This is a genomic window from Acidimicrobiales bacterium, from assembly GCA_035536915.1.
Lineage (GTDB): Bacteria > Actinomycetota > Acidimicrobiia > Acidimicrobiales > JAHWLA01 > JAHWLA01.
The window spans coordinates 71,619-96,457 of sequence record DATLNE010000023.1 but is presented as its reverse complement, the minus strand read 5'-3'; the positions used below and the strand labels follow the sequence as shown (position 1 = coordinate 96,457).

The following is a 24,839-nucleotide window of genomic DNA, read 5'->3' as shown; positions in this document are numbered from 1 at the left end:
GCCGTTTTACAGCGCGATTCCTACGCAACTTCGAGGTGGTGGGGGTCAGGTGCAACAACGGTGCCCTCGTGTGCATCGTTGTGGCGTGATGACGGGGGAAGCCACCGTGGCACCGGCCTGGCCCGAGGAACTGGTCGAGCTCTACGCGGCGCAGTACGTCGGCTACGTGCAGCTGGCCTTCCTCTTGGTCGGCTCGGCGGCGCTGGCCGACGAGATCGTGCAGGACGCCTTCGTGGTCGCACGGGGCCGATGGGCCGACATCCGCACCAGCCCGGGCGGCTACGTCCGGCAAGTGGTCGTCAACGGCGCCCGCGGTCGCCTGCGGCGCATGCGCACGGAAGACGCCTACCGGCTCGATCCCCCGCCGCCCGATGCCACCGCCGACCTGATCGACCTGCGGGATGCCCTGCGCCGCCTGCCGCCGCCGCAGCGGACGGCGATCGTGCTCCGTTACTGGGCCCAGCTGCCCGACGAGGAGACGGCCACGATCCTCGACTGCCGGGTCGGCACCGTGCGGTCCCATATCTCACGCGGGATCGCCCAACTGCGGAAGGAGCTCTCGTGACCCTCTCCGAAGACGACCTGCGCGAGCGCCTCGGTGCGATCGCCGAATGGGGCACGCCCGCGGTCGTGCCGCCGCTGCCCGACAGCGAGCGCGTGGTGGTGTCGCTCGACGGGCGGCGGCCGCGGGCCGGCCGCGGGTGGTGGGCGGCGGCCGCGGCCGTCCTGTGCGTGGCCTTGGCGGCCGCCCTGCTCCGTTCCCCTGCGCCGGTGCCGATCGCCGCGGGCACTTGGTCGCCGATGGCCGCGGCGCCCATCGCTGCCCGGTCGCTGGCAGCATCGGTATGGACGGGCACCGAGGTCGTCGTCGTGGGCGGCCAGGCGGGCAACGGCACCATGCTCCGTGACGCGGCGGCCTACAACCCGACGACCAACGCATGGCGCGTCTTGCCGGACTCGCCTGTCGACGTGTTGCCCGGCGCGACGGCCATGTGGACCGGTCGTGAGGTCGTCATCGTGAACGGCCGAGATACGCGTCTCACGGAGTTCCCCGACGGCGTGTACGAGACTCCCCTCGCGGGCCCGGTTGCTCTCGACCCGACCACGGGCACTTGGCGCCGCTTGCCAGAGCCGAGTGACTGGCTGCGGGCGGCCGCTGCTGTCGACGGGACATTGGTTGCGCTCGTCTACCGCGACCTGGACCTGTTCGTGACGGCGTACGACGAGCCGGGCGGGTGGCGCGACGTGGCACGGCTCGACACCGGCGATCTCGACCTCGACGACATCAGGGAGTTCGACGCCGTGTCCGCGGGCGGCCGAGTGGTGTTCGTGTCCAGCAAATGGATCGGCTACGAGACAAAGCCGCCGCTCGTCGGGTTCGTCGTCGACCCGGTCACGTGGGCCACAACCCCGATCCCCGGGCCGCCCTTCGAGGGGCCGACGCCACAGGTGCGAGCCAACGTCGCTCTCACCGATGCCGGCGCCCTCCTCATGCTGGCCACAACGCAGAACGAGGAGCACCGGTACGTCCACGTCGCCGCTCGGTACGACATCGCCTTGTCGTCGTGGACCTCGATGAAGCCGCTCGACCGTTACCCGATGTACGCCGAGTTCTTTACCGGCCTCGGCACGGCGGCGGTAGGCGAGCACGTGGTGGTGGTGGGAGGGATCAACAGCCCCGCGATCATCGACAAGCGCAAGGGGGGCAGCCTCCGCATGGCATACGAGGTGGCGGCCAACCGCTGGCACAGGCTCCCGATGCCCGACCTCGACCTCGAGCGAGTGGGCCACACCACCGTGTGGACGGGCCGCGAGCTCGTCGTCTGGGGCGGCCTGCACCATCGCAGGGGAGCCGACAACCGGGCCGACACGCCGGCCCCTGGCGGCGCCGTTTATCGCCCCGAAGTTGCGTAGGAAACGCGCCGTTTTACAGCGCGATTCCTACACAACTTCGAGGTGGTGGGGGTCAGCGCCCGGCGGCCATCCGGCTGAGGGCGGCTTCCGCCTCGGCCACGAAGCGGTGCACCAACTCCCCCGCGGGCACCAACTCGTCGATGGCGCCTGCACCCTGCCCGGCCGGGAAGAACTCGCGGGCCGGGTCGACGACCTCGTTCTCGTCGGCGCCGAGGTGGAAGGCGCCGTCGCCCATGGCCCGGCCGATCTGGGCCGGGAACGGCTGCAGTTCCTCCGCGTGTTCCTCGAAGTACTGCGTGTAGTCGTTGCGCACCACCCGGCACGTCTTGCCCGTGTACGCCCGCGACACCACGGTGCCGTCCTCGGCGATCGACAGCAGCGTGTCCTTGTAGCCGGGCACCGCCCGCGCCTCGGGGGTGGCGATGAACCGGGTGCCCACCCACACGCCGTCGGCCCCGAGCGCCAGCGCGGCGGCCAGGCCCCGCCCGTCGAAGATCCCGCCTGCGGCCACCACCGGCACCCGGGCACCCACGGCATCGACGATCTGGGGCACGAGCGGCAGGGTCGCCACCTGGCCGGTGTGCCCGCCCGCCTCGGTGCCCTGGGCGACCACGATGTCGCACCCGGCCTCGACGGCGGCGACGGCGTGGCGGACCTTGCCGCACATGTTCACCACGATCACCCCGTGCTGGTGGCACAGGTCGACCACGTCGCGGGGCACGCCGAGGCCGGCAACGAACACAGAGGCCCCGTTCTCGATCACCAGCTGCACCTGGGCCACCATGTCGCCCGGCGCCGCCGTCAGCAGGTCGACGCCGAACGGCTTGTCGGTCGCCGCCCGCACCGCCCGCATCTCCTCGACCATCTTGTCGGGGCCCATGGTGGAGGCGCCGAGGCACCCGAAGCCCCCCGCCTCTGACACTGCCGCTACCAGGCGGGAGTACGAAACGCCCCCCATGCCTGCCAGCATCACCGGGTGCTCGATCTGGAGCACATCCGTCAGCCTGGTCTGCATGGGCGTCACCCTATAGCGGCGCCCCATGCGCGATCCTGGCCGGCGTGCGGCGCGCCTTGACCATTGGACTCATCGCGCTCGCCTCGTTGTTCGGCGTCGGCGTGGCCGTCGTCATCGCCTACACCGTCGACACCAGCCGCAATGACGGCAAGGTGGCCCGCAACGTCGAGCTGGCCGGACGCGATATCGGCGGCATGACCCGCCAACAAGTCGTCGACCGGGTGGCCGCGTTGGCCGACACGTATGCCAACAGCGAGGTGCGCGTCGATGCCCCCGAGGGCGGCTTCACCGCCCCTGCCACCGACCTCGGCGTGACGGTCACCGACGCCGCCACCGTGGAGGCCGCCTTCAAGGCAGGCCGCACCGGCGCCATCCTCCCTCGCATCGCCGACTGGGTGGGCTCGTTCTTCGGCCCCCGCCAGGCCGACGTCAAGGTCGCCGTGGCACCCGGGTCCGTCTACAAGACGGTGGCCGAGCGCGACCCCGGCCCCAAGACGCCCGCCGCCGAGCCGAGCATCAAGGTCGAGAGCGGCAAGCTGGTGGCTGTCGAGGGCAAGAGCGGACGAGGCATCGATCCGGCCGACGTCGTCGACAAGCTGCCCAAGGCCGCCCGTCGCGGCGCGCCCATCCGGGTGCGCGTCGACCGAGGCGAGGTCGAGCCCCGCTTCGACAAGGACGACGTGGAGAAACTGGTCGAAGAAGCCGCCGAGCTGGTCCGCACGGCGCTGCCGGTGAAGGCGGGCACGGCCGAAGTCAGTGTGCCCGCTGCCACCTTGCGCACCTGGCTGCGGGCCAACCCCGCCCCCGACGGGCTCGTGCTCGCCGTCGACGCCAACGCCGCCGCCGACGACCTCAAGAAGCTGCTGCCCAACGTGGGCACACCGCCCACCGAGTCGTCGTTCACCGTCACCGACGGCGTGCCCCGCGTCATCGCCGGCAAGTCGGGCACCGGTTGCTGCGCGCCCACGGCCGGCGCCCTGCTGCTCGACGCCATGCGCACCCGGCCCAAGAACGCCATCAGCCTGCCTCTCACAAGGGTCGAGCCCAAGCTGACGGTCGAGAAGGCCAACGCCCTCGGCATCCGGGAAAAGGTCGGCGAGTTCACCACCACATACCAAGCGGGCCAGCCCCGGGTCACCAACATCCACCGCATCTCCAACCTCGCCCGCGGCCACGTCATCCTGCCCGGCGAGACCTATTCGGTGAACGAACGCATCGGGCGCCGCACCCGCGAGAAGGGCTTCGTGGTGGCGGGCGTCATCCAAGACGGCATGCTGGCCGAAGACGTCGGCGGCGGCGTCTCCCAGTTCGCCACCACGTTCTTCAACGCCGCCTTCTTCGCGGGCCTCGACTTCGGCGAGTACCAGAGCCACAGCCTCTACTTCTCCCGCTACCCCCGGGGCCGCGAGGCCACCTTGGGCTTCCCCCACCCCGACCTCCAGATCAAGAACACCACGCAGCACGGCGTGCTCGTCTGGCCCACCTACTCGTCCACGACAATCACCGTCACGCTGTACTCGACCAAGCACATCGAGTCGGTGCAGACGGGCCAGAGCGAGGCACCCCGAGGCCCGTGCACCCGGGTCACGACCCAGCGCACCCGCACCTACCCGGACGGCACAAAGAAGACAGATTCGGTCTTCGCCTTGTACCGGCCGGAAGAAGGCGTGAACTGCCCGTAGCATTACGGGTGATGAACGTCCTCGTGACGGGGTCGCACGGCCTGATCGGCACCGCCCTCGTCCAGGCACTCCAACTCGGCGGGCACAACGTGCGACCCGCCATCCGAGGCGAGACGTGGGACATTCCCGCCCGTCGCTTCGATCGTTCCGCCCTCGACCGCATCGACGCCGTCGTGCACCTGGCGGGCGAGGGCGTGGGTGCCCGCCGGTGGTCAAAGGCCCAGAAGGCCCGCATCCGTGCCAGCCGGGTCGACGGCACCACGCTGTTGGCGGAGGCCATGGCTGCCGTCGCCACACCGCCGAAGGTCCTCGTCAGCGGGTCGGCCATCGGCTACTACGGCGAGCGGGGCGACGAGGTGCTGACGGAGGACTCGGCGCCGGGCGACGACTTCCTCAGCGAGCTGTGCCAAGCCTGGGAGGCATCGACTGCGCCCGCAGCCGAAGCGGGCGTGCGGGTCGTGCACCTGCGCACCGGGATCGTGCTGTCGGGCCGCGGCGGCGCCCTCAAGAAGCAGTTGCCGCTGTTCCGCATCGGCCTCGGCGGCAAGCTCGGGTCAGGCCGGCAGTGGACGAGTTGGGTGTCGCTGCACGACGAGGTGGGCGCCATCCTCCACGCCCTGCGCAGCGACGACTTGTCGGGTCCGATCAACGCCACGGCGCCGCACCCCGTGACCAACGCCGAGTTCACCGCCGCCTTGGGCAAGGCCATGCGCCGGCCCGCCCGCTTGCCGGTCCCCCGCGCCGCCCTGTCGGTGGTGCTGGGCGGGGAGATGGCGGCCTCGCTCACCGCCTCCCAGCGGGTGCTGCCGACGCGGCTCGAAGCCCACGGCTACCGCTTCAAGCACCCCGAGCTGCCCGCCGCCCTCGAGGTGGCGTTGCGCGACAGCTAACCCGCCGTCGGCCCTTCCACGGTGAACTGGCCGGTGGCGAAGTCGTAGACCGACGTCATCGGCAGGTCGTCCTCGGTGCCGGGTGCCGGGTTGCGTTCCAGCATCTCCATCTTCACGGTCGTCTGCGGGAACACGGCGTGGATGTGCAGCGGCCGTTGGCCGGTGTTGCGGGTGCCGTGCGGCGTGCCCGCGGGGATGAACACGGTGTCGCCGGTGGCCACCGCCTCGACGTGGTCGCCCAGGCGGTACTCCCCTTCGCCGTCGATGACGTAGATCGCCTCGTCGACGTCGTGGCGGTGCAAGGGGATGGCATCGCCCGGCGCGCAGCGCTCCAGCAGCACGGCCAGGCGCGCCCGCCCCTCGGGGTCGACCACCAAGCGCCACGTGGTCTGGGGCCGATGGTCGTCGGGGTCCCCCACCATCGCCTCGTACGGCCCGTCGTGCACGATTCCCATGGCCCCGTCCTAGCATCGCCGTCGTGCTGACCGCCGACATCGCCGTGGTGGGCGCGGGCCCGGCGGGCTGCGCGGCCGCCATCACGCTGGCTCGGGCGGGCCGCAACGTCGTGCTGATCGACAAGGCGACGTTCCCCCGCGACAAGTGCTGCGGCGACGGCCTGACGACGGGCGCGCTGCGGCGCTTGCAGCAGTTGGGCCTGCAGCCCGAGGCGGTGGCGTCGTGGCACGTGATCGACGACGTGTGGGTGCGCTCTCCCTCGGGCCGCACCATTGCCTTCCCGCTCCCCCGCGACCGCGGCATGTACGGGGCCGTGGCCCGACGGGTCGACCTCGACGCCGCCCTGCTCGACGTGGCCCGCGCCGCCGGCGTCAAGGTGTACGACGGCCATGCCCTGGTGAGCACCCGGCGCACGCACCGGTCCATCACCCTGGAAGTCGACGGCCTGGGCGACGTGACGGCGCGCTACGCCATCGGCGCCGACGGCATGTGGTCGACGTTGCGCAAGGCGGTCAAGGCCGAAGACGCAGGTGGCTACCTCGGCGAGTGGCACGCCTTCCGCCAGTACTTCCGCAACGTGGCCCCCGGCGCGGGCGAAGGCCTGTGGGTGTGGTTCGAGCCCGACCTGCTGCCCGGCTATGCGTGGTCGTTCCCATTGCCCGACGGCCGGGCCAACGTCGGCTTCGGCATCCGCCGACAGCCAGGGCGCCCGACCAAGGAGCTCAAGGCGTTGTGGCCGGAGCTGCTGGCCCGGCCCCACATCCGCGCCGTGCTCGGCCCTGACGCCGAGCCGGAAGCGCCGCACAAGGCGTGGCCCATCCCGGCGCGGGTGGGCGCCACCCGCCTCACCGCCTCCCGAGGTCGTGTCCTGTTCGTGGGCGACGCCGCTCGGGCCACCGACCCCATGACCGGCGAAGGCATCGGCCAAGCCTTGGAGACCGGCGTGCTCGCCGCGCACGCCATCCTCGCTGCGGGCGGGCTGCGGCCCCGCGACGCCGCCGCGCACTACGAGCGGGCGGTGCGCCGAGGACTGGCCCGCGACAACGCGCTGGCCGACTGGCTGTCGACCAAGGGCATCGCCCACCGCAGGGGGGCCCGTGCCGCCATCCGAGTGGCGGGCCTGACCGGGTGGACCCGGCGCAACTTCGCCCGCTGGCTGTTCGAGGACTATCCACGCGCCGTGGTCGCCACGCCCCACCGGTGGCACCGCGGCATGTTCACAGGAGACGGAGCCTTCCGATGACCATCGGCGTACAGATCACCTTCGACGCGGCAGACCCCCATGCGCTGGCCCGCTTCTGGGCCGAGGCCCTCGGCTACCAGGTCGAGGACCACAGCGAGATGGTGACAGAGCTTCTGGGCGCGGGCGCCATTCCGCCCGAGGCGACAATCGAGGTCGAGGGCAAGGCGGCCTTCGCCGAGGTTGCCGCGGCCAGGGACCCCGACGGCAAGCGGCCCCGGCTGTTCTTGCAGAAGGTGCCCGAAGCCAAGGCGGCCAAGAACCGGGTGCACCTCGACCTGCACGTGGGCGCCGAACGGGTCGAGCCCGAGGCGAAACGCCTGCAGGAGCTGGGGGCGACGTTCCTGTGGACCAGCGACGACCGGGGCGCCTTCACCATCACACTGGCCGACCCCGAGGGCAACGAGCTCTGCGTCGACTGAGCGTCGACGAGCGACCTCAGCAGTCGCAGAGGCGGTGGATGGTGTCGGGCAGCAACGACATGACCCGCGCCTTCTGGATGTAGGCATCGGCCCCGCAGGCCACCGCCTGGTCGGCCGCCTCGCCTTCGCTCAACGCCGAGAACACCACGATCTTCGTCTCCGGCGAGCACCGGCGCAGTTCGGGGATCGTCTCCATGCCCCCTGTGCTCGGCATCATCAGGTCGAGCACCACGGCGTCGGGGTGTTGCTCGTCGACGACCGTGATGGCGTCGCGGCCGTTGGCCGCCTCGCCCACGACCCGGAAGTCGTTGCTCATCCCCAGCGTGATGCCAAGGATGGCGCGGACCGGTTCTTCGTCATCGACGAGTACGACGCGGAGCATTTCCCCCATAGAGCCAGAGTCCCACAGTTGCGAGCGCTATGTGAATGGCCAGTTCGGGCTATTTCGCAGCCACGTCGTGTGGCAGCCCCAGCACCCGCTCCCCGATGATGTTGCGCTGCACCTCCGAGGTGCCGCCCCCGATGGTCAGCGCAGGCGCGAACAAGTAGCCGTAAGCCCACTCCCCGGCGGGCGATCCCAACGGCCCGACGTCTGTCAGCATCCCCGCTGCGCCCGCCAAGTCCTTGGCCAGTCCCAGAATGTGCTGGCCGTGTTCGTCGGCCAAGGCCTTGCGCACCGACGCCTCCGGCCCTGGCTGGCGTCCGTGCACCTTGGCCGAGACGGTGCGCAGGCGGATGAGCCGCAGCACCTCCGACTCGATGTAGAGCGATGCCAACCGTTGCCGCAGCACCGGGTCGGCCACCGGTCCCCGCTCGCGCACGAGGTCGAGCAGGTCGCCCGCCGTCGGCCCCCGTCCCCACAGCGCGCCTTCGCCCGACAACGACACCCGTTCGTTGCCCAGGGTGACCTTGGCCAGCGACCAGCCCTCGTTCTCCTCGCCCACCAGGTTCTCGGCGGGGATGCGCACGTCGTCGAAGAACACTTCGTTGAACGAGTGCGCACCGGTCATCTCGATGATCGGCCGCACCTCGATGCCCGGCGTGTCCATGGGGCAGACGAAGTACGAGATGCCCTTGTGCTTGGGGGCGTCGGGGTTGGTGCGGGCGATGAGGATGCCGTACTTGGCGAAGTGGCCGAGCGACGTCCAGATCTTCTGGCCGTTGACGACATAGGTGTCGCCGTCGCGGACGGCCCGGGTCGACAGGCTCGCCAGGTCGGAGCCCGCGCCGGGCTCGCTGAAGAGCTGGCACCAGATGTCCTCGCCCGAGAGCATCGGCAGCAGGTAGCGGTCCTTCTGCTCCTGGGTGCCCGCGTGGATGATCGTCGGTCCGGCCCACCCGATGCCGATGGGGTTGGGCGGCCGCGACACCCGAGCCCGGCGCAACTCGTCGTCGATGACCAACTGCGAGATGGGGTCGGCGTCGAGTCCCCACGGGCGAGGCCAGTGGGGCGCCACGTAGCCGGCCTCGGCCAGTTGGCGGCCGGTCGGGCGCGGGTTGTCGACCAGCCACTGCCGAACCTCGGCCCGTCGGGGGTCGTCGTCGCCGGGGAGCTCGAAGTCCACGGCGCGAAACCTACACGTCCCGTGCACGATGCCTGGTGGGAACGTGGCCGAGTGTGGGACGTACGTTTGCCGACTTCGAGCGCCGTGCTGCGGGCTGGGCCGCACCTTCGCGGTCATCGACCGACAGCGCTGGTCGACTACCAACGGATGGGCGCGACCGCGGAATCGGCGTAGCTCCCCCCGCGAGCGGGGAGAAGCGGGCATGATGTCCGCTTCTTACCCCCACGAGGAGCTTCGATGACGCGGCGAGCACTGACCGTCCTTTTGTTGTCCGTCGGCTTGGCCGCCCTGGCCGCCTGCGGCAAGAGCGCACCGAGCAAGGCCGACTACCTGGCCAAGGCCGACCCCGTCTGCAAGCGGGGCAACGAGTTGGCGGCGGTGGCGTCCACGCCCAGCGACGTGGCCGGCCTCAAGGACTTCACAACCAAGTTGGCTGACAACCTCGACAAGACGACGAAGGAGCTCGACGAGCTCGACACGCCCGGAGGCGACGACGGGGATGCCGCCGAGGCGATGGTGAAGTCGATGAAGGACGCCGCGGCCGCTCTCCGCGCCGTGGGTCCCGATGTCGACGCCGCCAACTTCACCGCTATCGAGGACAACGGCAAGAAGGCATCCGATGCCCTCAAGAACGCCGACGCGCAGGCTCGCGCCTTCGGCTCCACCGAGTGCGGCAAGGGCGAGGCCGAAGCGGGTGCGCGCATGCAGACGGCGCTGGCACCGGCCGTGAAGAACGCCTACATCGCCAAGGTCGACCCGATCTGCGCGGCAACCGACAAGCAGGTCGAGGCACTGGCCGAACCGGAGAGCGAAGCCCAGGTCAAGGACTACCTGACCAAGCTGCTCGGCATCGCCGAGAAGAGCGTGGCCGAGATGCGAGCGGTCCCTGCACCGCGGACCGACAAGGACAAGCTCGACGCCTTTTTCGGGGCGCAGGACAAGCTCGTCAACACGGTTCGCGAGACGATCGCCGTGCTTTCCGACGAGTCAAAGCTTGAGACGAACTTGGGCGAGCTCGCCAAAGCAGGCGTCGACGGTGCCGCCAAGGCGGGCGCCTACGGGTTCAAGGAGTGCAGCAAGACCGACTGAGGTCCGGGGGGGCAGAGGCACCCACGAAGCGGGTGCCTCTGCCCCTCGACGTCGCCGAGCTTCGGGGCGCTCGGCGTGCACGAGTCATGCGCGTCAAGGAGGGCAACGCCGATAATGGGGCGCCCGTCCGCCTTCTGACTGGAGTTCCCCGCATGACCCGACGGCCGTTCGCTGTCTTGGCCGTGGTTGCATCGCTCGCGGGCTGCGCCGACAGCGGTCCCAGCAAGAAGCAGTACCTGGCCAAGGTCGACCCCATCTGCAAGGCGGCGACGAGCGAGGCCATAGCCCTCACCACGCCGACCGACATCGCCGCGCTGCGCCAGTTCCACATCAAGCTGGCCGACGGTGTCGACAAGACGCTCGCGGGCATCGACGCAGTGACATTCCCAAGCGGAGAAGACGGCAAGGCGGCCAAGGCCTGGGTGCAGGCCATGCGCGATGCCGCGGCAGCAGCACGGGCGGTGGCGCCGGCCGTCGACAAGTCCGACTACGGCGCCACCGAGACAACGGCCCGGAAGGCCGCCGAGGCCTTCAAGGGGGCCGACTCTCTGGCCCGCACCTTCGGGTCGGCGGAGTGTGGACGGGGCGAGGCAGAAGCGGCCGAGCGCATGACGATCGCCTTGGTCAAGACGGTCAAGGGTGCCTTCGTCAGAGCCGCCGATGCCTTGTGCAAGGCCGCGTGGACCACGTACGACGCCTTGGAGCCGCCGGAGACGCTGCCCCAGGTGAAGACGTACTTCGAGAAGGGCAACGCCATCGAAGAAAAGCTCATCGCCGACCTCCGCGCCATCCCGGCGCCGCTGACCGACAAGGACAAGCTCGACGAGGCGCTGGCCGCGTTCGACGCCATGCTCGCCAAGGAGAAGGAGGTGCTGGCCGCCGCAGCAGCGGGCAACGAACGGGCCACCGACGACCTCTGGGAACAGGCCGACAAGCTGTCCGTCACAGCAATGGGCAAGGCCGACGCCTACGGCTTCGTCGACTGCGGCAGCCAGGTGAGTTGACCGCCTTCTGCACCAGGTGCGGCCGCCCGCTCGCCGAAGACGGCCGATGCCCGGAGCACGACGTCGAAGACGAGCGCACGCCGCGACGCAGCCGTGTGTGGCCCATCGCCGCGGCCGTGGTGGCGGCCGTCGTGCTGCTCGGCGGGTTGGCGGTCGCTGTGGCCGACGAGCGCAACCGGTCGCAGCGCATGGAGCGGATGCTGGTGGAAGCCCGCAACCGCATCGAAGCCCAGGAGGCGGCGGCCAACGGCGTCAGCAGGCGGGTCGCGGAGTTGGAGACGCGGCTCAACTCGCAACCCGATCAGGCGGCCGTGGCCAAGCAGGTAGGGGCGTCGGTGTTCACCGTCGAGTCGGGCGACTCCATCGGCACCGCTTTCGTCATCTCCTCCGACGGCGGTCGCTCCACCCTCATCACCAACTACCACGTGATCGAAGAGGAGTGGAAGGCCAACCGCAAGGGGCTGCGCCTGCGCCAGGAGAGTAGGCAGCTCGACGCCACGGTGGAGCGGGTCAGCGTGGGCAATGATGTGGCCCTGCTTACCTTTTCCGGCGCCCTTCCCACCCTGTCGAAGGCCCCCGACCAGCCCGCTGTGGGCGATCCGGTCCTCGTCGTCGGTGCCCCGCTCGGGCTTGGAGGCTCGGTCTCCAACGGGATCGTCGCCGCGTACCGCAACGGCTACATCCAGTTCACGGCGCCCATCGCGCCGGGCAACAGCGGGGGTCCTGTGGTGAACCTGAAAGGCCAAGTGGTCGGCGTGGCCCGGTCGAAGCTGGTGGCCGCGGGGGCCGAAGGGCTGTCGTTCGCCATCCCCATCTCCCTCGTCTGTACGACGATGACAGCATGCTGAAGCGCCCGTCCCGCTCCCAGGAGCGGGCGTGCCCGTCGTGCGGCACCGCGGCCGACGCCGGGTGGCAGCACTGCGGCTCGTGCGGCACGGCGTTGCCGGTGCGGCGCCGGGCATGGGACCGCATCGACACCCGCAGTCCCGTCGTCCTGCTGGCCGTGGCCGTGTTCGCCCTCCTCCTGGGCGGCGTGGCGCTGGCCGGTTCCGAGCGGCGGCTGGCCAACGAACGCAGCGAGCTCGACCGGGCGCAGGCGTCGTTGCGGGAGAGCCGCGAGCTGGTGACGGCGCTGCGGGTGGAGCTGACAACCCGGGTGGTCGAACGTGACGCCGCCCGCACCGAGCTCGACAAGACGAAGGGTTCGCTGAGCGATGCCCAGCGCAGCGTGGAGAGCCAGCAGAAGCAGCTCGACACGATCAAGGCATGCCTCACGGCCATTGCCGACATCGGCATCGCCCTCGACGAAGGCGACGAGCGGGCGGCCAACGAGGCGGTCGACCGGGCCGAACGCCACTGCTCGGAAGCGCAGGCGTTCCTGTAGCTGGCGCACTTGACCGACCGGTCGGTAGTTTCGGCGGCATGGCTGATCTCGGGTACGACGGGAAAGTAGCGATCATCACCGGTGCCGGTGGTGGGCTCGGTCGAGAGCACGCGTTGCTGCTGGCCTCGCGAGGGGCGCAGGTCGTGGTGAACGACCTCGGCGGGTCGGTGACGGGCGACGGCGGCGACGCGGGCCCGGCCGAGCGCACGGCGCAGGAGATCAACGACCTCGGCGGCGTCGCCGTGGCCGACACCAACTCGGTGGCCACGCCGGAGGGCGGCGAAGGCATCGTGCAGACAGCGATCGACGCCTTCGGCCGCGTCGACATCGTCATCAACAACGCGGGCATCCTGCGCGACAAGACGTTCCACAACATGACGCCCGAGTTCCTGGAGCCGGTCGTCCAGGTCCACCTGCTGGGCGCCTTCTACGTGACCCGTCCGGCGTGGATCAAGATGCGCGAGCAGGGCTACGGCCGCATCGTCAACACCTCGTCGAACTCCGGCATCCTCGGCAACTTCGGCCAAGCCAACTACGGCGCCGCCAAGATGGGCCTCGTCGGCTTCACCCGGGTGCTGGCCGCCGAGGGGGCCAAGTACAACATCAAGGTCAACGCCTTGGCGCCCGTCGCCCGCACCCGCATGACCGAAGAGCTGCTCGGCCCACTGGCGGAGAAGCTCGATCCCAAGCTGGTGTCGCCCATCGTGGCCTGGCTGGTGCACGAGGACTGCCCGGTGTCGGGCGAGATCTACTCCGCCGCCGGCGGCCGCATCGCCCGCTTCTTCATCGGGCTGACCGAGGGTTACTACAACGCCGAGTTGTCGCTCGAGGACGTGCGCGACAACTTCGACCAGATCCGCTCGGAGGAGGGCTACATCGTGCCCAACGGCCCCGCCGACGAGTTCGGGATGCTGCTGAAGCACTTCTCTTGAGCCGATGACGCCTGACGAGCTGCTCACCACGACGCGGGCAGTTCGCAAGCGTCTCGACTTCGAACGTGCGGTGCCCCGTGAGGTGCTCTTGGAGTGCGTCGAGGTTGCGCTCCAGGCACCCACGGGCTCCAACCGCCAGGGCTGGCACTTCGTCTTCGTGTCCGACCCCGACAAGAAGGCGGCGTTGGCGGAGTTGTACCGGCAGGGGTTCGACCCCTACGCCTCGATGCCGCGGCCGGACTACGCCGAGGGCGACCCCCGCGGCGCTCGCCAAGACCCGGTGTCGTCGTCGGCTCGTTACCTGCGTGACCGGTTCCACGAGGTGCCGTGGATGTTGGTCCCCGTCCACCACGGCCGGGTCGACGGCCAGCCCGCAGCCATGCAAGCCGGGTTCTGGGGATCGCTGCTGCCCGCGGTGTGGTCGTTCATGCTGGCGGGCCGCGCTCGGGGCCTCGGGACGGCCTGGACGACGTTGCACCTGCCGTTCGAGCGGGAGGCGGCCGAGTTGCTGGGCATCCCCTACGAGTCGTTCACCCAGGGCGGCTTGATGCCGGTGGCGTACTACACGGGCGAGTCGTTTTCGCCGGCGGCTCGGCTGCCTGCCGAATCCGTGGTCCACTGGGAGTCGTGGTAACCCCTTCGGTGGAGCTGGAGGTCGACGGGCGCACAGTCCGGGTGACCAACCCCGACAAGGTCTTTTTCTCGCTGCGGGGCGAGACGAAGCTCGACTTGGTGCAGTACTACCTGGCCGTGGGCGAGGGGGCGTTGCGGGGCGTGTACGAGCGGCCCACCATGCTCAAGCGGTACCCCGACGGGGCCGAGGGCGAGTTCTTCTACCAGAAGCGGGTGCCGGAGAAGGGGCGGCCGGAGTGGCTGGAGACGGTGCGGGTGTCGTTCCCGTCGGGCCGCCACGCCGATGAGCTGTGCCCGGTCGACGTGGCCCATGTGGTGTGGGCGGTCAACCTCGGCTGCCTGGACTTGAACCCGTGGCCGGTGCGGCGGGGCGACGTCGACCGGCCCGACGAGTTGCGCATCGACCTCGACCCGCAGCCCGGGGTGGCGTGGGACTCGGTGCGGCGGGTGGCGCTGTGCGTGCGTGAGGTGCTGACCGAGCACGGGTTGGTGGGGTGGCCCAAGTCGAGCGGGTCGCGGGGCATCCACGTGAACGTGCGTATCGAGCCGTCGTGGGGCTTTTTGGAGGTGCGGCGCGCCGCGCTGGCCCTGGCCCGCGAGGTGGAACGGCGCATGCCGTCGGAGGCGACCTCGGCGTGGTGGAAGGAGGAACGCGGCGAGCGGGTGTTCCTCGATTACAACCAGAACGCCCGCGACCGCACGGTGGCGTCGGTGTACTCGGTTCGGGCCAACCCCGAGGGCCGGGTGTCGGCGCCGGTGACGTGGGACGAGGTGCCCGACCTGGAGCCGGCCGACTTCACCATCGCCACCATGCCCGCCCGCTACGCGGCATTGGGCGATGTGGGCGCCGGGATCGACGACGCGGCGTACAGCCTGGAGCCCCTGCTGGAGCTCGCTCGCCGCGACGAGGCCGGCGGGCTGGGCGATGCGCCCTGGCCGCCCCACTTCCCCAAAGCCGACTCCGAACCCCCCCGCGTCCAACCCTCCAAGTCCCGAACTGTGCGGGGTTCCGGCGCGTAACGCGCCGCAACGACGCGCAGTTTGCCGCGCAGGGCCGCGATGAGGGGGCCGGGGCGGTGGCGGATGTCGTCGAGGGTGACGCGACGCAGGCCCCATCCCCGGTCGCGGATGTCGTTGTCGCGGGCTCGGTCGCGGTAGAACGCTTCGCGTCCGCCGTGGGCGTCGAAGCCGTCGACCTCGACGGCGAACTTGGCGTCGGGCCAGGCGAAGTCGACGGTCGCCACCTGGCCACGGCCGAGCAAGATGCGGTGCTGCCGCTTGGGCATCGGCAGGCCCGCTTGGCGCACCAAGCGCAGGAAGGCGACTTCGGCCGCACTGCCCGCTGCTCGCTGCCCGTCGCGCTGCTGGAGCAGCGTGCGCAGCTTGCGGACGCCCTTGCGGCCGCGGCGGCTGCCCTCTTCGAGGAACCGGCGCAGCTTGGTGTGGGTGGTCAGGCCTTTGCGGATGGCGCTTTCCAGCGCCACTTCCACCGCCCGCCACGACCGGTCGCGGCACAGGTCGAGGATGGTGCGCTCGACGACCGTCACCGGCTGGCCGTTGTGCACGGTGACGTCACGCGGGTCGAGGCGGCGGGTGCGATGGACGATGACCTCTGTGGGCACCGGGCCGCATGTGATGGGCACGAGCACCTCCAGCGGCGCGCTGCGGAACCCGTCGAGCCCCCAGACGAGGGCGGCCGCTCGGTGCGACGCCACCGCCCGCGGCCCGGCCGCCATGGTGGCGCCGCGTAACTGTTGCCACCACGTCGGCGGCGCCGAGCCGGTCAGGTAGACGCCCCGCTGCAGCCGATGCCACGTGCAGTCGGCCACTCGGCGGCGGGCGTGGTGGTCGCTGTCGCCGCCGTCGAGCACATCGGCCCGGCTGAGCAACCCAGCCTGTCCGGCGGCAATGGCATGAAGTCGCATATCTGTAGTCCCCATGCCCCCCATTCAACCGACAGGGTGAGACACCAAACCCTCGACCCCCGAACTGTGCGGGTTTCGGGCGCGCAGCGCGCCGAAACCCCGCACAGTTCGATCTGGGGGGGGCGGGGGGGCCGAATTCCGAAGTGTGCGGGGTTGGGGCGCGGAGCGCGCCGAAACCCCGCACACTTCGGTTGGGGTGGGGGGTCAGGGGAAGATGGTGGAGAGGAGTTCGGGGGGTGTGGTTTCGAGCTGGCTGTAGGTACACGACGCCGGGTCGCGGTCGGGGCGCCAGCGGCGGAACGTGGTGGCGTGGCGGAAGCGGTCTCCCTGCAAGTGGTCGTACGCCACCTCCACCACCAGTTCGGGACGCAGGGGCTCGAACGACAGGTCTTTGCCGGCGTTCCACCGGCTGGGGCCGCCGGGGCCGCGGCCGGTGAACGCCGGCGACGCCTCCACCCGGTACGGCGCCAGCACGTCGACCAGTTCCCGCCGATAGTCCATCTTGAACGACGCCGTCACGCCCACGTGGTGCAGCACCCCGTCGTCGTCGTGCAGCCCCAGCAACAGCGACCCCACCACCCCGCCGCTCTTGTGCCACCGGAACCCGGCCACCACGCAGTCTGCAGTGCGTTCGTGCTTCACCTTCACCATCACCCGCTCGTCCTCTCGGTACGGCAGGTCGAGCCGCTTGGCCACCACCCCGTCGAGCCCCGCGCCCTCGAATCGGGAAAACCAATCGGTGGCCACGTCACGATCCTCGGTGGCCGGCGTCATATGTACAGGCGGTAGGACCCCGGCAAACGCACCCTCCAACACCGTTCGTCGCTCTCGAAACAGCATCGGTCGCAGATCTCGTCCCCCCAGCGCAAGCACGTCGAACGCAACGAAGCTCGCCGGGGTCTCCGCCGCCAACTTCCCCACCCGTGACTCCGCCGGGTGCAGCCGCAGCTGCAGCGCATCGAAGTCGAGCCCGTCGTTCGTGGCGATGACGATCTCGCCGTCGACCACGCACCGCTCGGGGAACTGCGCCCGCACCGCCTCGACCACGTCGGGGAAGTAGCGGGTCAGCGGCCGTTCGTTGCGCGACCCCAGCTCCACCTCGTCGCCGTCGCGGAAGACGATGCAGCGGAAGCCGTCCCACTTGGGCTCGTAGAGCATGCCCTCGGCGGCCGGGAGTTCCTTCGACGACTTGGCGAGCATGGGCTTCACGGGCGGCATCACAGGGAGGTCCACCCGCACATCCTGCCGGACCGCCGACTGCCCTCAGGCCATCTCGCAGTGCCGGGCCCGTTGGTCGAGCACGCGGTCGAGCGTCTCGACGGAACACGGTGCCCCGAGGAACGTGCCTTGGCCGAACCGGCAGCCGAGGTGGACGAGGCGGCGGCGTTGCTCGTCGGTCTCCACGCCCTCGGCCACCACGCCGACGCCGAGGTCGCGGCCCAACGAGATGATCGAACGCACGATGACCGGGGCGCTCCACGTCTCGCCCATGCCCTGGACGAACGAGCCGTCGATCTTGATCTGGCGCACAGGGAACTGGTGGAGGTACGTGAGGCTGGCCCAGCCGGTGCCGAAGTCGTCGATCGAGATGCGTGCACCGAGGTCGTCGATCGCACGCAACACCGAACCGGCCAGCACCACGTCCTGCACGAGGTCGGTCTCGGTGACCTCGAGCCACAAGCGGTCGGCCGGCATCCCCGTGGCGGCCATCACGGTGGCGATGCGCTCAGGCAGCCGGGTGTCGGTCAGCTGGCGGGCCGACAGGTTGACCGACACCTGCAGGTCGTACCCGGCGTCACGCCACGCCTCGGCCTGGTGGCATGCGGCTTGGAGCACGTACTCACCGAGCTCGATGATGGCCCCCGACCGTTCGGCGCCGGCGATGAACGCGCTTGGAAGCAACAGGCCTCGAGTGGGGTGCTGCCAGCGGACGAGGGCTTCGACCCCCACCACCACCGACTCCGCCAACTCGACGACAGGCTGGTAGTGAACGGTGAACTCACCGTCGCGCATGGCCCGCCGAAGCTCGCCGTCGTCGCTACTGGGAGGGCCAGGGGGGTCGGCGGGGTCGAATCGATAGCCCGCCCCTTTCACCGTCACCAACCGTCCGGCGGCGTCGCTACCCTGCGACATCTTCGCTCGAAGGCGGTGAACGTGCTCGGTGACGGTCGCCGCGCCCTGCCAGTCGGGCGACGATGCCCACACCTGTTGCAGCAACTCACTCCGAGTAAAAGCCACGCCCGGACGGGCGACAAGGAACGCTAAAAGATCGAACTCTTTTGGCGTCATATTGATGCGCCGGCCACCCAACGTCACGGTGCGGCCTACGGCGTCGACGGCGAGCTTGTCGACGGAGTCATCGGCAACGACGGTCGGCAATTCGACCTTCGGCATGATGCCCCCCTGTTTCCTGGCCACGAGGTGCCGACCCTGTCGGTGACAATCGGATGATCGCCCTACCCACCAGGTCCCTCGAAATACCACTCTATCCGTATACTACTCTATCCGTATCAGCTAACGCGCTAAAAAGCGGAAATTGTCATAATCCACTTCGGCTTTTACCACTAGTTGGATTGCACGAAGCCGAAGTCGACGACCGCTCCCTACCACCGCACCGGCGTCAACCGCGTCATCGACACGGCGTCGGCAGGCAGGGGCCGGGCGAAGAGGTAGCCCTGGGCTTCGTCGCAACCGAGCTCCCGCAACCGGGCCAGTTGGTCGTCGGTTTCCACGCCTTCGGCGATGGACCGAAGGCCGAGGTTGGCCGCCAGGTCGACCACGGCGGCGACGATGCGGTCGTCCTCCTGGTCGGCGCCGAGCCCCTGCACGAACGACTGGTCGATCTTGACGAAGGCCAGCGGCAGCCGCCGCAGGTGGGTGAGCGAGGCGTAACCCGTACCGAAGTCGTCGAGCCCGATCTGCACGCCGAGGTCGCGGACGGCGTGGAGCTGCTGCACGATGTCGGATCCGAGGTCCATGATGGCCGTCTCCGTGAGCTCGAGGTGCAAGAGCTCGGGGTCGAGGCCGCTGTCGCCGAGCGTCCGGCGCAGGATCGATGCCAGGTCGCCCGGCTGGAACTGACGGGACGACACGTTGACGGCGACCGTCGCCGCCCGCCCGCTGTCGCGGTTCCATGCCGCCACCTCGTGACAGGCCAAGTCGAGCACCCGGGCGCCGAGCGGCAGGACGAGCCCGGTCTCCTCCGCCACGGCGATGAAGGCGGATGGCGCCAGGATCGTGCCGTCGTCCTCGACGATGCGCACGAGCGCCTCGAAGCCGGTCACCTCCCCGCCCGCCATCTCCACGATGGGCTGGTAGTAGGCGACGATGCGCTCGCCGTCGAGCGCCGCTTCGATGGTCTGTTGGGCCGCCGAGCGCTGCGTCACCTGACGGGCGAGCCCGGCGTCGAACACCACATTGCGGGCGCCACCCAGCGACTTGGCCTTGTACATGGCCATGTCGGCTTCGTGGAGCAAGGTCTCGGCGTTTCCTCGCCCGCCCTCCGACACGGCGATCCCGACGCTGGCGGCGATCTGTTCGACAGCATCGACGCCGGCCGCGGGCCAACACAACGCGGCGACAAGGCGGTCGCCGAGGTTCATCGCTTGTCGGTGGCTGCCGACGTCAGGCGCGAGGACGACGAACTCGTCGCCGCCGATGCGGGCGACGGTGTCCATGCTCCGCACCGCGGTCACCAGTCGATCGGCCACCCGTCGCAGCACCGTGTTGCCCACGGCGTGGCCTTGGGTGTCGTTAACCAGCTTGAACCGGTCGACGTCGACGAAGTACACGGCGATGCACCGGCCCGATCGTTTCGCCTGGAGTACGGCTTGGTTGAGCCGGTCGACGAGAAGGTCGCGGTTGGGCAGGCCGGTGAGGGCGTCGTGGGTGGCCTGTTTGGTGAGTGCCGCCTGGGCGTCCTGCAGGTCGGCCATCCGTTCGGCTTGGGCTTTGCCGAGCCGGACGATCTCGCGGTCCTGGGCCTTCTGGGCGCTGAGGTCGGTGAAGGTGAGGCAGGTGAGCTGGTCGTCACCCTCGAGTGGCGACGCTCCGATTAGCACCACGGTGCGCCGGCCTTCGGCATCGACCAGTTCGGATTCGACGGCGACACCCGAGCCGTCGACCCCGCAGATGTCCTCCCATCCGAAGAGGACGTCGGGCGCGAAGAATGTCGTGATCTGGGACCCGAGGATCTCTTCCCGAGAACACGAGAGCAGTTCGGCCAGCCGTCGGTTGGCGTACAGGACCACGCCCGCGGGCGAGACCGTGGCCGCGCCGTCGCGCATGTTCTCCACGAACATCCGGTACGGACGATCGGCGGTCGACACCGTGAACACGCGGCGGTCGCCCCGGTCGTCGGCGACCACGAAGGCGTCGATCTCCCCCAGCCCGATCGCTCGCAGCGTGTCCTCGGCGGCGGCCAGCCGAGAAGCCAGCTCCGCACTGTCGTCGACGACGATCTCGTCGGCTGTTCCGGCCATCGTCGTGTTAGCGGGTCGCGCCCGCGCCAGGGAGGCCGAGCGCCCGCAGCACCATGTCGGTGCGCGACAGGTCGCCGACGAACTTGGCCGCCGGGAGAGGCCGGTTCTTCACCAGGGTGGGCGCGGCCAGGACTTGGCCGCTCAGCACGCTGGCGGGTTCCTCGTGCAAGTCCACGATGGAAAGGTGGTAGCGGCCGCCAAGGTTCTCCTCACCCAGCCGGTGGGCGTTGGCGATGGCGCGGGTCGACAGCTCCGAGGCGCCACTCACGATGAGGGTCAGCTCGTACCAGCTCTCGTCCTGCAGGGCAGCCGCCGCTTCGTAGCGGGCGAGCGTGGCGTCATGGGGCGTCGTCATGAGGTGGCCGTCACTTCGAGGCCGAGCTGGCCCAGGACCCGCGCTGTGTCGGAGAGGTCGCCGGTGAGCATGCGCGTCGGTGTCGGCGTGTTGCGTACGAGCGTGGGCACGGCGAGCACGTTGTCGGCCTGCGCCAGCCCGGGATGTTCCACCAAGTCGACGACCTCGATCTCGTAGCGCCCGGCCAAGTGCTCCTCGCAGAGGTTGCGCAGGTTCACGAAGGCGTTGAGGCACTTGGGCGACTGGCCTGCGACGTACAGGCGCAGCCGCCACATCGGGTCGTCCGACTGGATTCCGTCGGGTTCTGCGCGTGCAGTCATGGCCTGCCCGCCTCGACAACGCTGTCGAGCTCGGCCTGCTCGGGCACAACTTCGTCGGCCCGACGCATCCGGCCTTGTTCCGCCCGCTGCCCGGCTCGGTCCTGGGTGCCCGTCGAGCCGTGGCTCAGCAGGCGCTCCACGTTGTCGGCCTCGTCCTCGAACTCCCGCCACAGGGCGGCCGTCTGGGCCTCGACCGATTCCCGGCGGCGCTCCAAGCTGACCCGTCGTTGTTCGAGGTCCTCCAGCCTGGCCGTTCCGTCGGAACGCTCCTTGGCCTCTTGCGCTTGGCGGGCCGAGCCGGTCAACACGCCCTGGGGGCCGACGTAGACATCGGCCAACTCGATCCCCTGGCTGGTCAGGAGGAACTCCCGAATCTGGTTCGAGTGCGCCATCCCTCGGGACTTGAGCACGTAGAGGATGCGGTTGTGCTCGCCGTTGCCCTCGGTGTTCTTGAGGAGCAGCCACGTGTCGACGAGCGACGCCAGTTGTTGGTCGGCGCCGCCGTGGCCGGCTTCGGAGGTCAGGGCGGTGAACATCGCGGTCACCCCGTTCGCCTTCAGGAAGTCGACCTGGCGGCTCAACATGGCGGCCACGTCGGCCGCGCTGGCCATGCGCTGGAAGTCCGACACCGGGTCCATGACGACGACCGCCGGGTCGAACTCGGCCACCGACTGCTGCATGCCGAAGAGGTGCGCCTCCAGGCCCAGGATGCTCGGCCGTGAGCACCGGAACTCGAGCAAGCCGGCGTCGACGCACTTCTGCAGGTCGATGCCCACCGAGCTCATGTTGCGGATGATCTCGGCCTGGGACTCCTCGAAGGCGAAGTACATGGCTCGCTCGCCCCGGCTGCACGTGGCCTCGCACAACTGCGCCGCCAACGTGGACTTCCCGGTGCCCGCGGTGCCGCTGACCAGCACGGTGCTGCCCCGGTAGAAACCGCCGTCGCCGAGCATGGCGTCGAGTCGGGAGACGCCCGTCGACACCCGTTCGGCCGACACCGTGTGGCCCCGGCCGACCGAGGTGATGGGCAGGACGGACATGCCCGTGGCCCCGATGAGGAAGGGGTACTCGTTGGTCCCATGGAGCGAGCCGCGGTACTTGAGGATGCGCAGGCGGCGGGTGGAGGTCTGCTCGGTCACCCGGTGGTCGAGCACGATCACACAGTCGGAGACGTACTCCTCGATGCCGTGGCGGCTGAGCGTCCCGTCACCTCGCTCGCCGGTGATGACCGCCGTCACGCCGCGGTCCTTGAGCCACTCGAACAGGCGGTGCAGCTCGGCCCGGAGGATGGCTGTGTTGGTGAAGGCGCCGAACAGCGTCTCGATGGTGTCGATCACGATCCGCTTGGCGCCGACGGCGTCGATGGCCCGGCCCAGCCGCAGGAAGAGCCCGTCGAGGTCCCAGTCGCCCGTCTCCTGCACCTCGTTGCGGTCGACGTTGACGTGGTCGATGACGAGCAGCCCCTCGGCCTCGGCCTTGGGGAGGTCGAAGCCCAGCGAGGCGAAGTTGGCGACGAGGTCGACAGTCGACTCCTCGAACGCCACGAAGACGCCCGGCTCGCCGTACTCGATTCCACGCACGAGGAACTCCATGGCCAGCAGCGTCTTGCCGCAGCCGGCGGGCCCGCAGACGAGCGTCGAGCGCCCCAGCGGGAGGCCGCCGCCGGTGATGTCGTCGAGGCCGCTGATGCCCGTGCGGGCCTTCTGGAGCTCACCGGGCCTGTGCATCGGCCCGTCGAGCGTGGGATAGGTCGGTACAGGCACAGCGTTCGTCCTTCGGTCGGGAAGATGTCCGCACCGATCAGACGACTTCTCGGAGTCCGGTGCTACGGAACAAATCGACCGTGCGGGGGTGGAACCCGAGAACTGCCGCCCCGTGTTGAGAGAATGTTGATCCCTACGTCGTCTCCACGCGGCCGGCAAGCGTGCGGGCGACGGCGGCCACCGTCGGGTCGCGTTCGATCTCCTCCAGCGGCTTCGGCAACGGGATCGACCAGTTGGGCCGCTCGTCGGTGGTCCCAGGCACGTTGGGCCGGGGCTCCACGCACAAGGCGTCGTCGAGCGTGGCCGTCACGATCATCGACGGTGCCTCGGCCAACAGCGCGTGCGTGCGCTGCACCACCTCGTCGACGGGCGCCGAGTCGTCGGCCTCGATCCACGACAGCAAGCGCTTGCGAATCCCTTCCGTGGACTCCTCGTTGGGCTCCAACCCCAACGACCGCACCTCCTCCAGGTCGCTCCCCGACCACAACCCCGCCACCGTGGGCAGGTCGTGCGTCGTCACCGCGGCCAGCGCCTGGCGTGGGAACGAGGCAGGCCGGTCCTCCTCGAACCACAACAACCGGTACGACAGCACGCCCCACACCGCCAGCGTCTCGCGCATCCAAGGCTCCACCGTGCCCAAGTCCTCGCCCACCACGAAGGCCTGGGCCCGCACCGACTCCAGGGCGAGGATGCCCAGCAAGTCCTCCGCCGGATAGGTGACGTAGGCCCCCTCGCCTTCGCCCACCACCCACCACAGCCGGAACAGGCCCATGACGTGGTCGACCCGCATGCCGCCTGCGTGGCGAAACCCGGCCCGCACCGTCTGGATGAACGGCTCGTAACCCGCCTCCTGCAACCGATGCGGGTTGAACGGCGGCAGCCCCCAGTCCTGGCCCTTGGCGTTGAACTCGTCGGGCGGCGCACCCACCCGCGCATCGAGGCAGAACACGTCGGGCCACAGCGCCACGTCGGCGCCGGCAGGGTCGACGCCGATGGCGAGGTCCTGCATGACCGGCAAGGCGGCGCCGGCCTCGGCCAACTGCACGTCGAGCCGCCACTGCAACCACGAGTTGAACTCGACGTCGCCGCAGAACGCTGCATAGTTATGCAACAGCTCGCCGGCCTCGGCCACGAAGCGGTCGAACTCCGGCGAGCCCTCGAACGCCGCGAAGGCCCGCTCCAGCGCCGGCCGCTTTACCCGCCACACCGCTTCGCGGTCGATCAACAGCGACGAACTCAGCGACCGCCCCTCGTCGCCGTCGACCCGCAGGTAGATCGGGTCGCGGAAGCACCGGCTGCTGGGGAAGTACGGCGAGGCCTGCGGCTTGTCGGGCAGGGACGCGTGGAGCGGGTTCACCAACAACATGCCCGCGCCGGCCGACCGAGCCCACTCCCCCAGCCGCCGCAGGTCGCCCAGGTCGCCGATTCCCCACGACTCCGACGACCGCAGCGCATACAACTGCACCGCCCACCCCCAGATGCGCAGGTCGTCGGGCAGGTGGCAGCGGCCCGGTGTGACGATGATCCGCACCCCGTCGAGCGAGTGGTAGCCCAGCGGCACGTCGGGCGGCAGCGTCCCGTCGACGACGACCGACCCGCCGTCCTCCAACTCGAGCTCGCCCGCCCCGACCACGTCGCCAGGCCGCACCACTCGCACCGGCACCGACGCCGGCGGCGGGCCCAACAGCTCGACCACCCGCTCCACCGTCGACGGCGGCACGACCTGCCACTCGCCCCGAAAGTCTCTGTACCGCTTCTCGATCACCGGC

The 24,839-nt window shown here is 69.9% G+C and carries 24 protein-coding genes; 13 read left to right on the top strand and 11 right to left on the bottom strand.

Annotated elements, in window-relative coordinates; genetic code table 11:
- Positions 1 to 88: 88 nt before the first annotated feature.
- Positions 89 to 565 (top strand): SigE family RNA polymerase sigma factor, encoded by a 477-nt coding sequence (locus tag VM938_06470; protein HVF74676.1) that lies wholly within the window; start codon positions 89 to 91, stop codon positions 563 to 565.
- Positions 562 to 1,914: a kelch repeat-containing protein gene (locus VM938_06465; GenBank protein HVF74675.1), complete on the top strand. Its 1,353-nt coding sequence runs from the start codon at positions 562 to 564 to the stop codon at positions 1,912 to 1,914. Before VM938_06470 ends, VM938_06465 begins: the two co-directional genes overlap by 4 nt.
- A 52-nt stretch (positions 1,915 to 1,966) precedes the next feature.
- On the opposite strand, the gene VM938_06460 is transcribed toward VM938_06465, so the two are convergent.
- On the bottom strand, positions 1,967 to 2,929 hold the full coding sequence (locus tag VM938_06460) for a nitronate monooxygenase (GenBank protein ID HVF74674.1): 963 nt from the start codon (positions 2,927 to 2,929) through the stop codon (positions 1,967 to 1,969).
- A gap of 56 nt (positions 2,930 to 2,985) precedes the next feature.
- Between VM938_06460 and VM938_06455 the strand changes: the two genes are divergently transcribed.
- Complete coding sequence (locus tag VM938_06455; protein HVF74673.1) at positions 2,986 to 4,611, top strand: VanW family protein; 1,626 nt, start codon at positions 2,986 to 2,988, stop codon at positions 4,609 to 4,611.
- Between the two features lie 11 nt (positions 4,612 to 4,622).
- Positions 4,623 to 5,501 (top strand): TIGR01777 family oxidoreductase, encoded by an 879-nt coding sequence (locus VM938_06450; GenBank protein HVF74672.1) that lies wholly within the window; start codon positions 4,623 to 4,625, stop codon positions 5,499 to 5,501.
- On the opposite strand, the gene VM938_06445 is transcribed toward VM938_06450, so the two are convergent.
- Complete coding sequence (locus VM938_06445) at positions 5,498 to 5,956, bottom strand: cupin domain-containing protein (protein HVF74671.1); 459 nt, start codon at positions 5,954 to 5,956, stop codon at positions 5,498 to 5,500. The two genes, VM938_06450 and VM938_06445, sit on opposite strands and share 4 nt — an antisense overlap.
- Before the next feature lie 23 nt (positions 5,957 to 5,979).
- Here VM938_06445 and VM938_06440 point away from each other — a divergent pair, with 23 nt between their 5' ends.
- Positions 5,980 to 7,200: a geranylgeranyl reductase family protein gene (locus VM938_06440; protein ID HVF74670.1), complete on the top strand. Its 1,221-nt coding sequence runs from the start codon at positions 5,980 to 5,982 to the stop codon at positions 7,198 to 7,200.
- Positions 7,197 to 7,619: a VOC family protein gene (locus tag VM938_06435; GenBank protein ID HVF74669.1), complete on the top strand. Its 423-nt coding sequence runs from the start codon at positions 7,197 to 7,199 to the stop codon at positions 7,617 to 7,619. Before VM938_06440 ends, VM938_06435 begins: the two co-directional genes overlap by 4 nt.
- A 16-nt stretch (positions 7,620 to 7,635) precedes the next feature.
- Here VM938_06435 and VM938_06430 read toward each other — a convergent pair whose 3' ends face one another.
- Both VM938_06430 and VM938_06425 read right to left on the bottom strand, forming a co-directional pair.
- The gene (locus VM938_06430) at positions 7,636 to 8,001 is read right to left on the bottom strand and encodes a response regulator transcription factor (GenBank protein ID HVF74668.1); all 366 of its coding nucleotides are present in this window, start codon (positions 7,999 to 8,001) and stop codon (positions 7,636 to 7,638) included.
- 58 nt (positions 8,002 to 8,059) lie between these two features.
- Complete coding sequence (locus VM938_06425) at positions 8,060 to 9,184, bottom strand: acyl-CoA dehydrogenase family protein (GenBank protein ID HVF74667.1); 1,125 nt, start codon at positions 9,182 to 9,184, stop codon at positions 8,060 to 8,062.
- Positions 9,185 to 9,421: 237 nt separating this feature from the next.
- Between VM938_06425 and VM938_06420 the strand changes: the two genes are divergently transcribed.
- The 7 genes from VM938_06420 to VM938_06390 all read left to right on the top strand — a co-directional run bounded on the left by VM938_06420 (position 9,422) and on the right by VM938_06390 (position 15,246).
- Positions 9,422 to 10,273, top strand: coding sequence for a hypothetical protein (locus tag VM938_06420; GenBank protein ID HVF74666.1), 852 nt, complete (start codon positions 9,422 to 9,424; stop codon positions 10,271 to 10,273).
- A 152-nt stretch (positions 10,274 to 10,425) separates the two neighbouring features.
- A complete protein-coding gene (locus VM938_06415) occupies positions 10,426 to 11,277 on the top strand; it encodes a hypothetical protein (protein HVF74665.1) in 852 nt (283 codons plus the stop codon).
- A complete protein-coding gene (locus VM938_06410) occupies positions 11,274 to 12,125 on the top strand; it encodes a trypsin-like peptidase domain-containing protein (protein ID HVF74664.1) in 852 nt (283 codons plus the stop codon). Before VM938_06415 ends, VM938_06410 begins: the two co-directional genes overlap by 4 nt.
- Positions 12,119 to 12,661, top strand: coding sequence for a zinc ribbon domain-containing protein (locus VM938_06405; protein ID HVF74663.1), 543 nt, complete (start codon positions 12,119 to 12,121; stop codon positions 12,659 to 12,661). Before VM938_06410 ends, VM938_06405 begins: the two co-directional genes overlap by 7 nt.
- Positions 12,662 to 12,699: 38 nt before the next feature.
- A complete protein-coding gene (locus tag VM938_06400; GenBank protein HVF74662.1) occupies positions 12,700 to 13,593 on the top strand; it encodes an SDR family oxidoreductase in 894 nt (297 codons plus the stop codon).
- Positions 13,594 to 13,597: 4 nt separating this feature from the next.
- Positions 13,598 to 14,227 (top strand): nitroreductase family protein, encoded by a 630-nt coding sequence (locus VM938_06395; GenBank protein HVF74661.1) that lies wholly within the window; start codon positions 13,598 to 13,600, stop codon positions 14,225 to 14,227.
- Positions 14,221 to 15,246 (top strand): DNA polymerase domain-containing protein, encoded by a 1,026-nt coding sequence (locus VM938_06390; protein HVF74660.1) that lies wholly within the window; start codon positions 14,221 to 14,223, stop codon positions 15,244 to 15,246. The genes VM938_06395 and VM938_06390 overlap by 7 nt, the downstream gene beginning before the upstream one ends.
- Before the next feature lie 1,109 nt (positions 15,247 to 16,355).
- Here VM938_06390 and VM938_06385 read toward each other — a convergent pair.
- The 7 genes from VM938_06385 to VM938_06355 form a co-directional block, all read right to left on the bottom strand.
- On the bottom strand, positions 16,356 to 17,384 hold the full coding sequence (locus VM938_06385) for an ATP-dependent DNA ligase (GenBank protein ID HVF74659.1): 1,029 nt from the start codon (positions 17,382 to 17,384) through the stop codon (positions 16,356 to 16,358).
- A 30-nt stretch (positions 17,385 to 17,414) separates the two neighbouring features.
- Positions 17,415 to 18,545 carry an EAL domain-containing protein gene (locus VM938_06380; protein HVF74658.1) on the bottom strand — a complete coding sequence of 377 codons (1,131 nt, stop codon included), beginning with the start codon at positions 18,543 to 18,545 and terminating at the stop codon, positions 17,415 to 17,417.
- Positions 18,546 to 18,754: 209 nt separating this feature from the next.
- Positions 18,755 to 20,632, bottom strand: coding sequence for an EAL domain-containing protein (locus tag VM938_06375; protein HVF74657.1), 1,878 nt, complete (start codon positions 20,630 to 20,632; stop codon positions 18,755 to 18,757).
- A 7-nt stretch (positions 20,633 to 20,639) separates the two neighbouring features.
- A complete protein-coding gene (locus VM938_06370; GenBank protein HVF74656.1) occupies positions 20,640 to 20,987 on the bottom strand; it encodes a circadian clock KaiB family protein in 348 nt (115 codons plus the stop codon).
- The gene (locus VM938_06365; GenBank protein HVF74655.1) at positions 20,984 to 21,307 is read right to left on the bottom strand and encodes a circadian clock KaiB family protein; all 324 of its coding nucleotides are present in this window, start codon (positions 21,305 to 21,307) and stop codon (positions 20,984 to 20,986) included. Before VM938_06365 ends, VM938_06370 begins: the two co-directional genes overlap by 4 nt.
- Positions 21,304 to 23,070, bottom strand: a complete 1,767-nt coding sequence (kaiC, locus tag VM938_06360; GenBank protein HVF74654.1) for a circadian clock protein KaiC — start codon at positions 23,068 to 23,070, stop codon at positions 21,304 to 21,306. The genes VM938_06365 and kaiC overlap by 4 nt, the downstream gene beginning before the upstream one ends.
- 133 nt (positions 23,071 to 23,203) lie before the next feature.
- Positions 23,204 to 24,835 (bottom strand): 4-alpha-glucanotransferase, encoded by a 1,632-nt coding sequence (locus VM938_06355; GenBank protein ID HVF74653.1) that lies wholly within the window; start codon positions 24,833 to 24,835, stop codon positions 23,204 to 23,206.
- Between the last annotated feature and the right edge of the window lie 4 nt (positions 24,836 to 24,839).

Excerpts from the sequence above, each read along its gene's own strand:
- VM938_06435 (HVF74669.1), top strand. The coding sequence starts at position 7,197 with ATGACCATCGGCGTACAGATCACCTTCGACGCGGCAGACCCCCATGCG.
- VM938_06420 (HVF74666.1), top strand. The coding sequence starts at position 9,422 with ATGACGCGGCGAGCACTGACCGTCCTTTTGTTGTCCGTCGGCTTGGCC.
- VM938_06450 (HVF74672.1), top strand. The coding sequence starts at position 4,623 with ATGAACGTCCTCGTGACGGGGTCGCACGGCCTGATCGGCACCGCCCTC.
- VM938_06415 (HVF74665.1), top strand. The coding sequence starts at position 10,426 with ATGACCCGACGGCCGTTCGCTGTCTTGGCCGTGGTTGCATCGCTCGCG.
- VM938_06470 (HVF74676.1), top strand. The coding sequence starts at position 89 with ATGACGGGGGAAGCCACCGTGGCACCGGCCTGGCCCGAGGAACTGGTC.
- VM938_06395 (HVF74661.1), top strand. The coding sequence starts at position 13,598 with ATGACGCCTGACGAGCTGCTCACCACGACGCGGGCAGTTCGCAAGCGT.
- VM938_06405 (HVF74663.1), top strand. The coding sequence starts at position 12,119 with ATGCTGAAGCGCCCGTCCCGCTCCCAGGAGCGGGCGTGCCCGTCGTGC.
- VM938_06430 (HVF74668.1), bottom strand. The coding sequence starts at position 8,001 with ATGCTCCGCGTCGTACTCGTCGATGACGAAGAACCGGTCCGCGCCATC.
- VM938_06370 (HVF74656.1), bottom strand. The coding sequence starts at position 20,987 with ATGACGACGCCCCATGACGCCACGCTCGCCCGCTACGAAGCGGCGGCT.
- VM938_06365 (HVF74655.1), bottom strand. The coding sequence starts at position 21,307 with ATGACTGCACGCGCAGAACCCGACGGAATCCAGTCGGACGACCCGATG.
- VM938_06460 (HVF74674.1), bottom strand. The coding sequence starts at position 2,929 with ATGCAGACCAGGCTGACGGATGTGCTCCAGATCGAGCACCCGGTGATG.
- VM938_06380 (HVF74658.1), bottom strand. The coding sequence starts at position 18,545 with ATGCCGAAGGTCGAATTGCCGACCGTCGTTGCCGATGACTCCGTCGAC.
- VM938_06400 (HVF74662.1), top strand. The coding sequence starts at position 12,700 with ATGGCTGATCTCGGGTACGACGGGAAAGTAGCGATCATCACCGGTGCC.
- VM938_06375 (HVF74657.1), bottom strand. The coding sequence starts at position 20,632 with ATGGCCGGAACAGCCGACGAGATCGTCGTCGACGACAGTGCGGAGCTG.
- VM938_06445 (HVF74671.1), bottom strand. The coding sequence starts at position 5,956 with ATGGGAATCGTGCACGACGGGCCGTACGAGGCGATGGTGGGGGACCCC.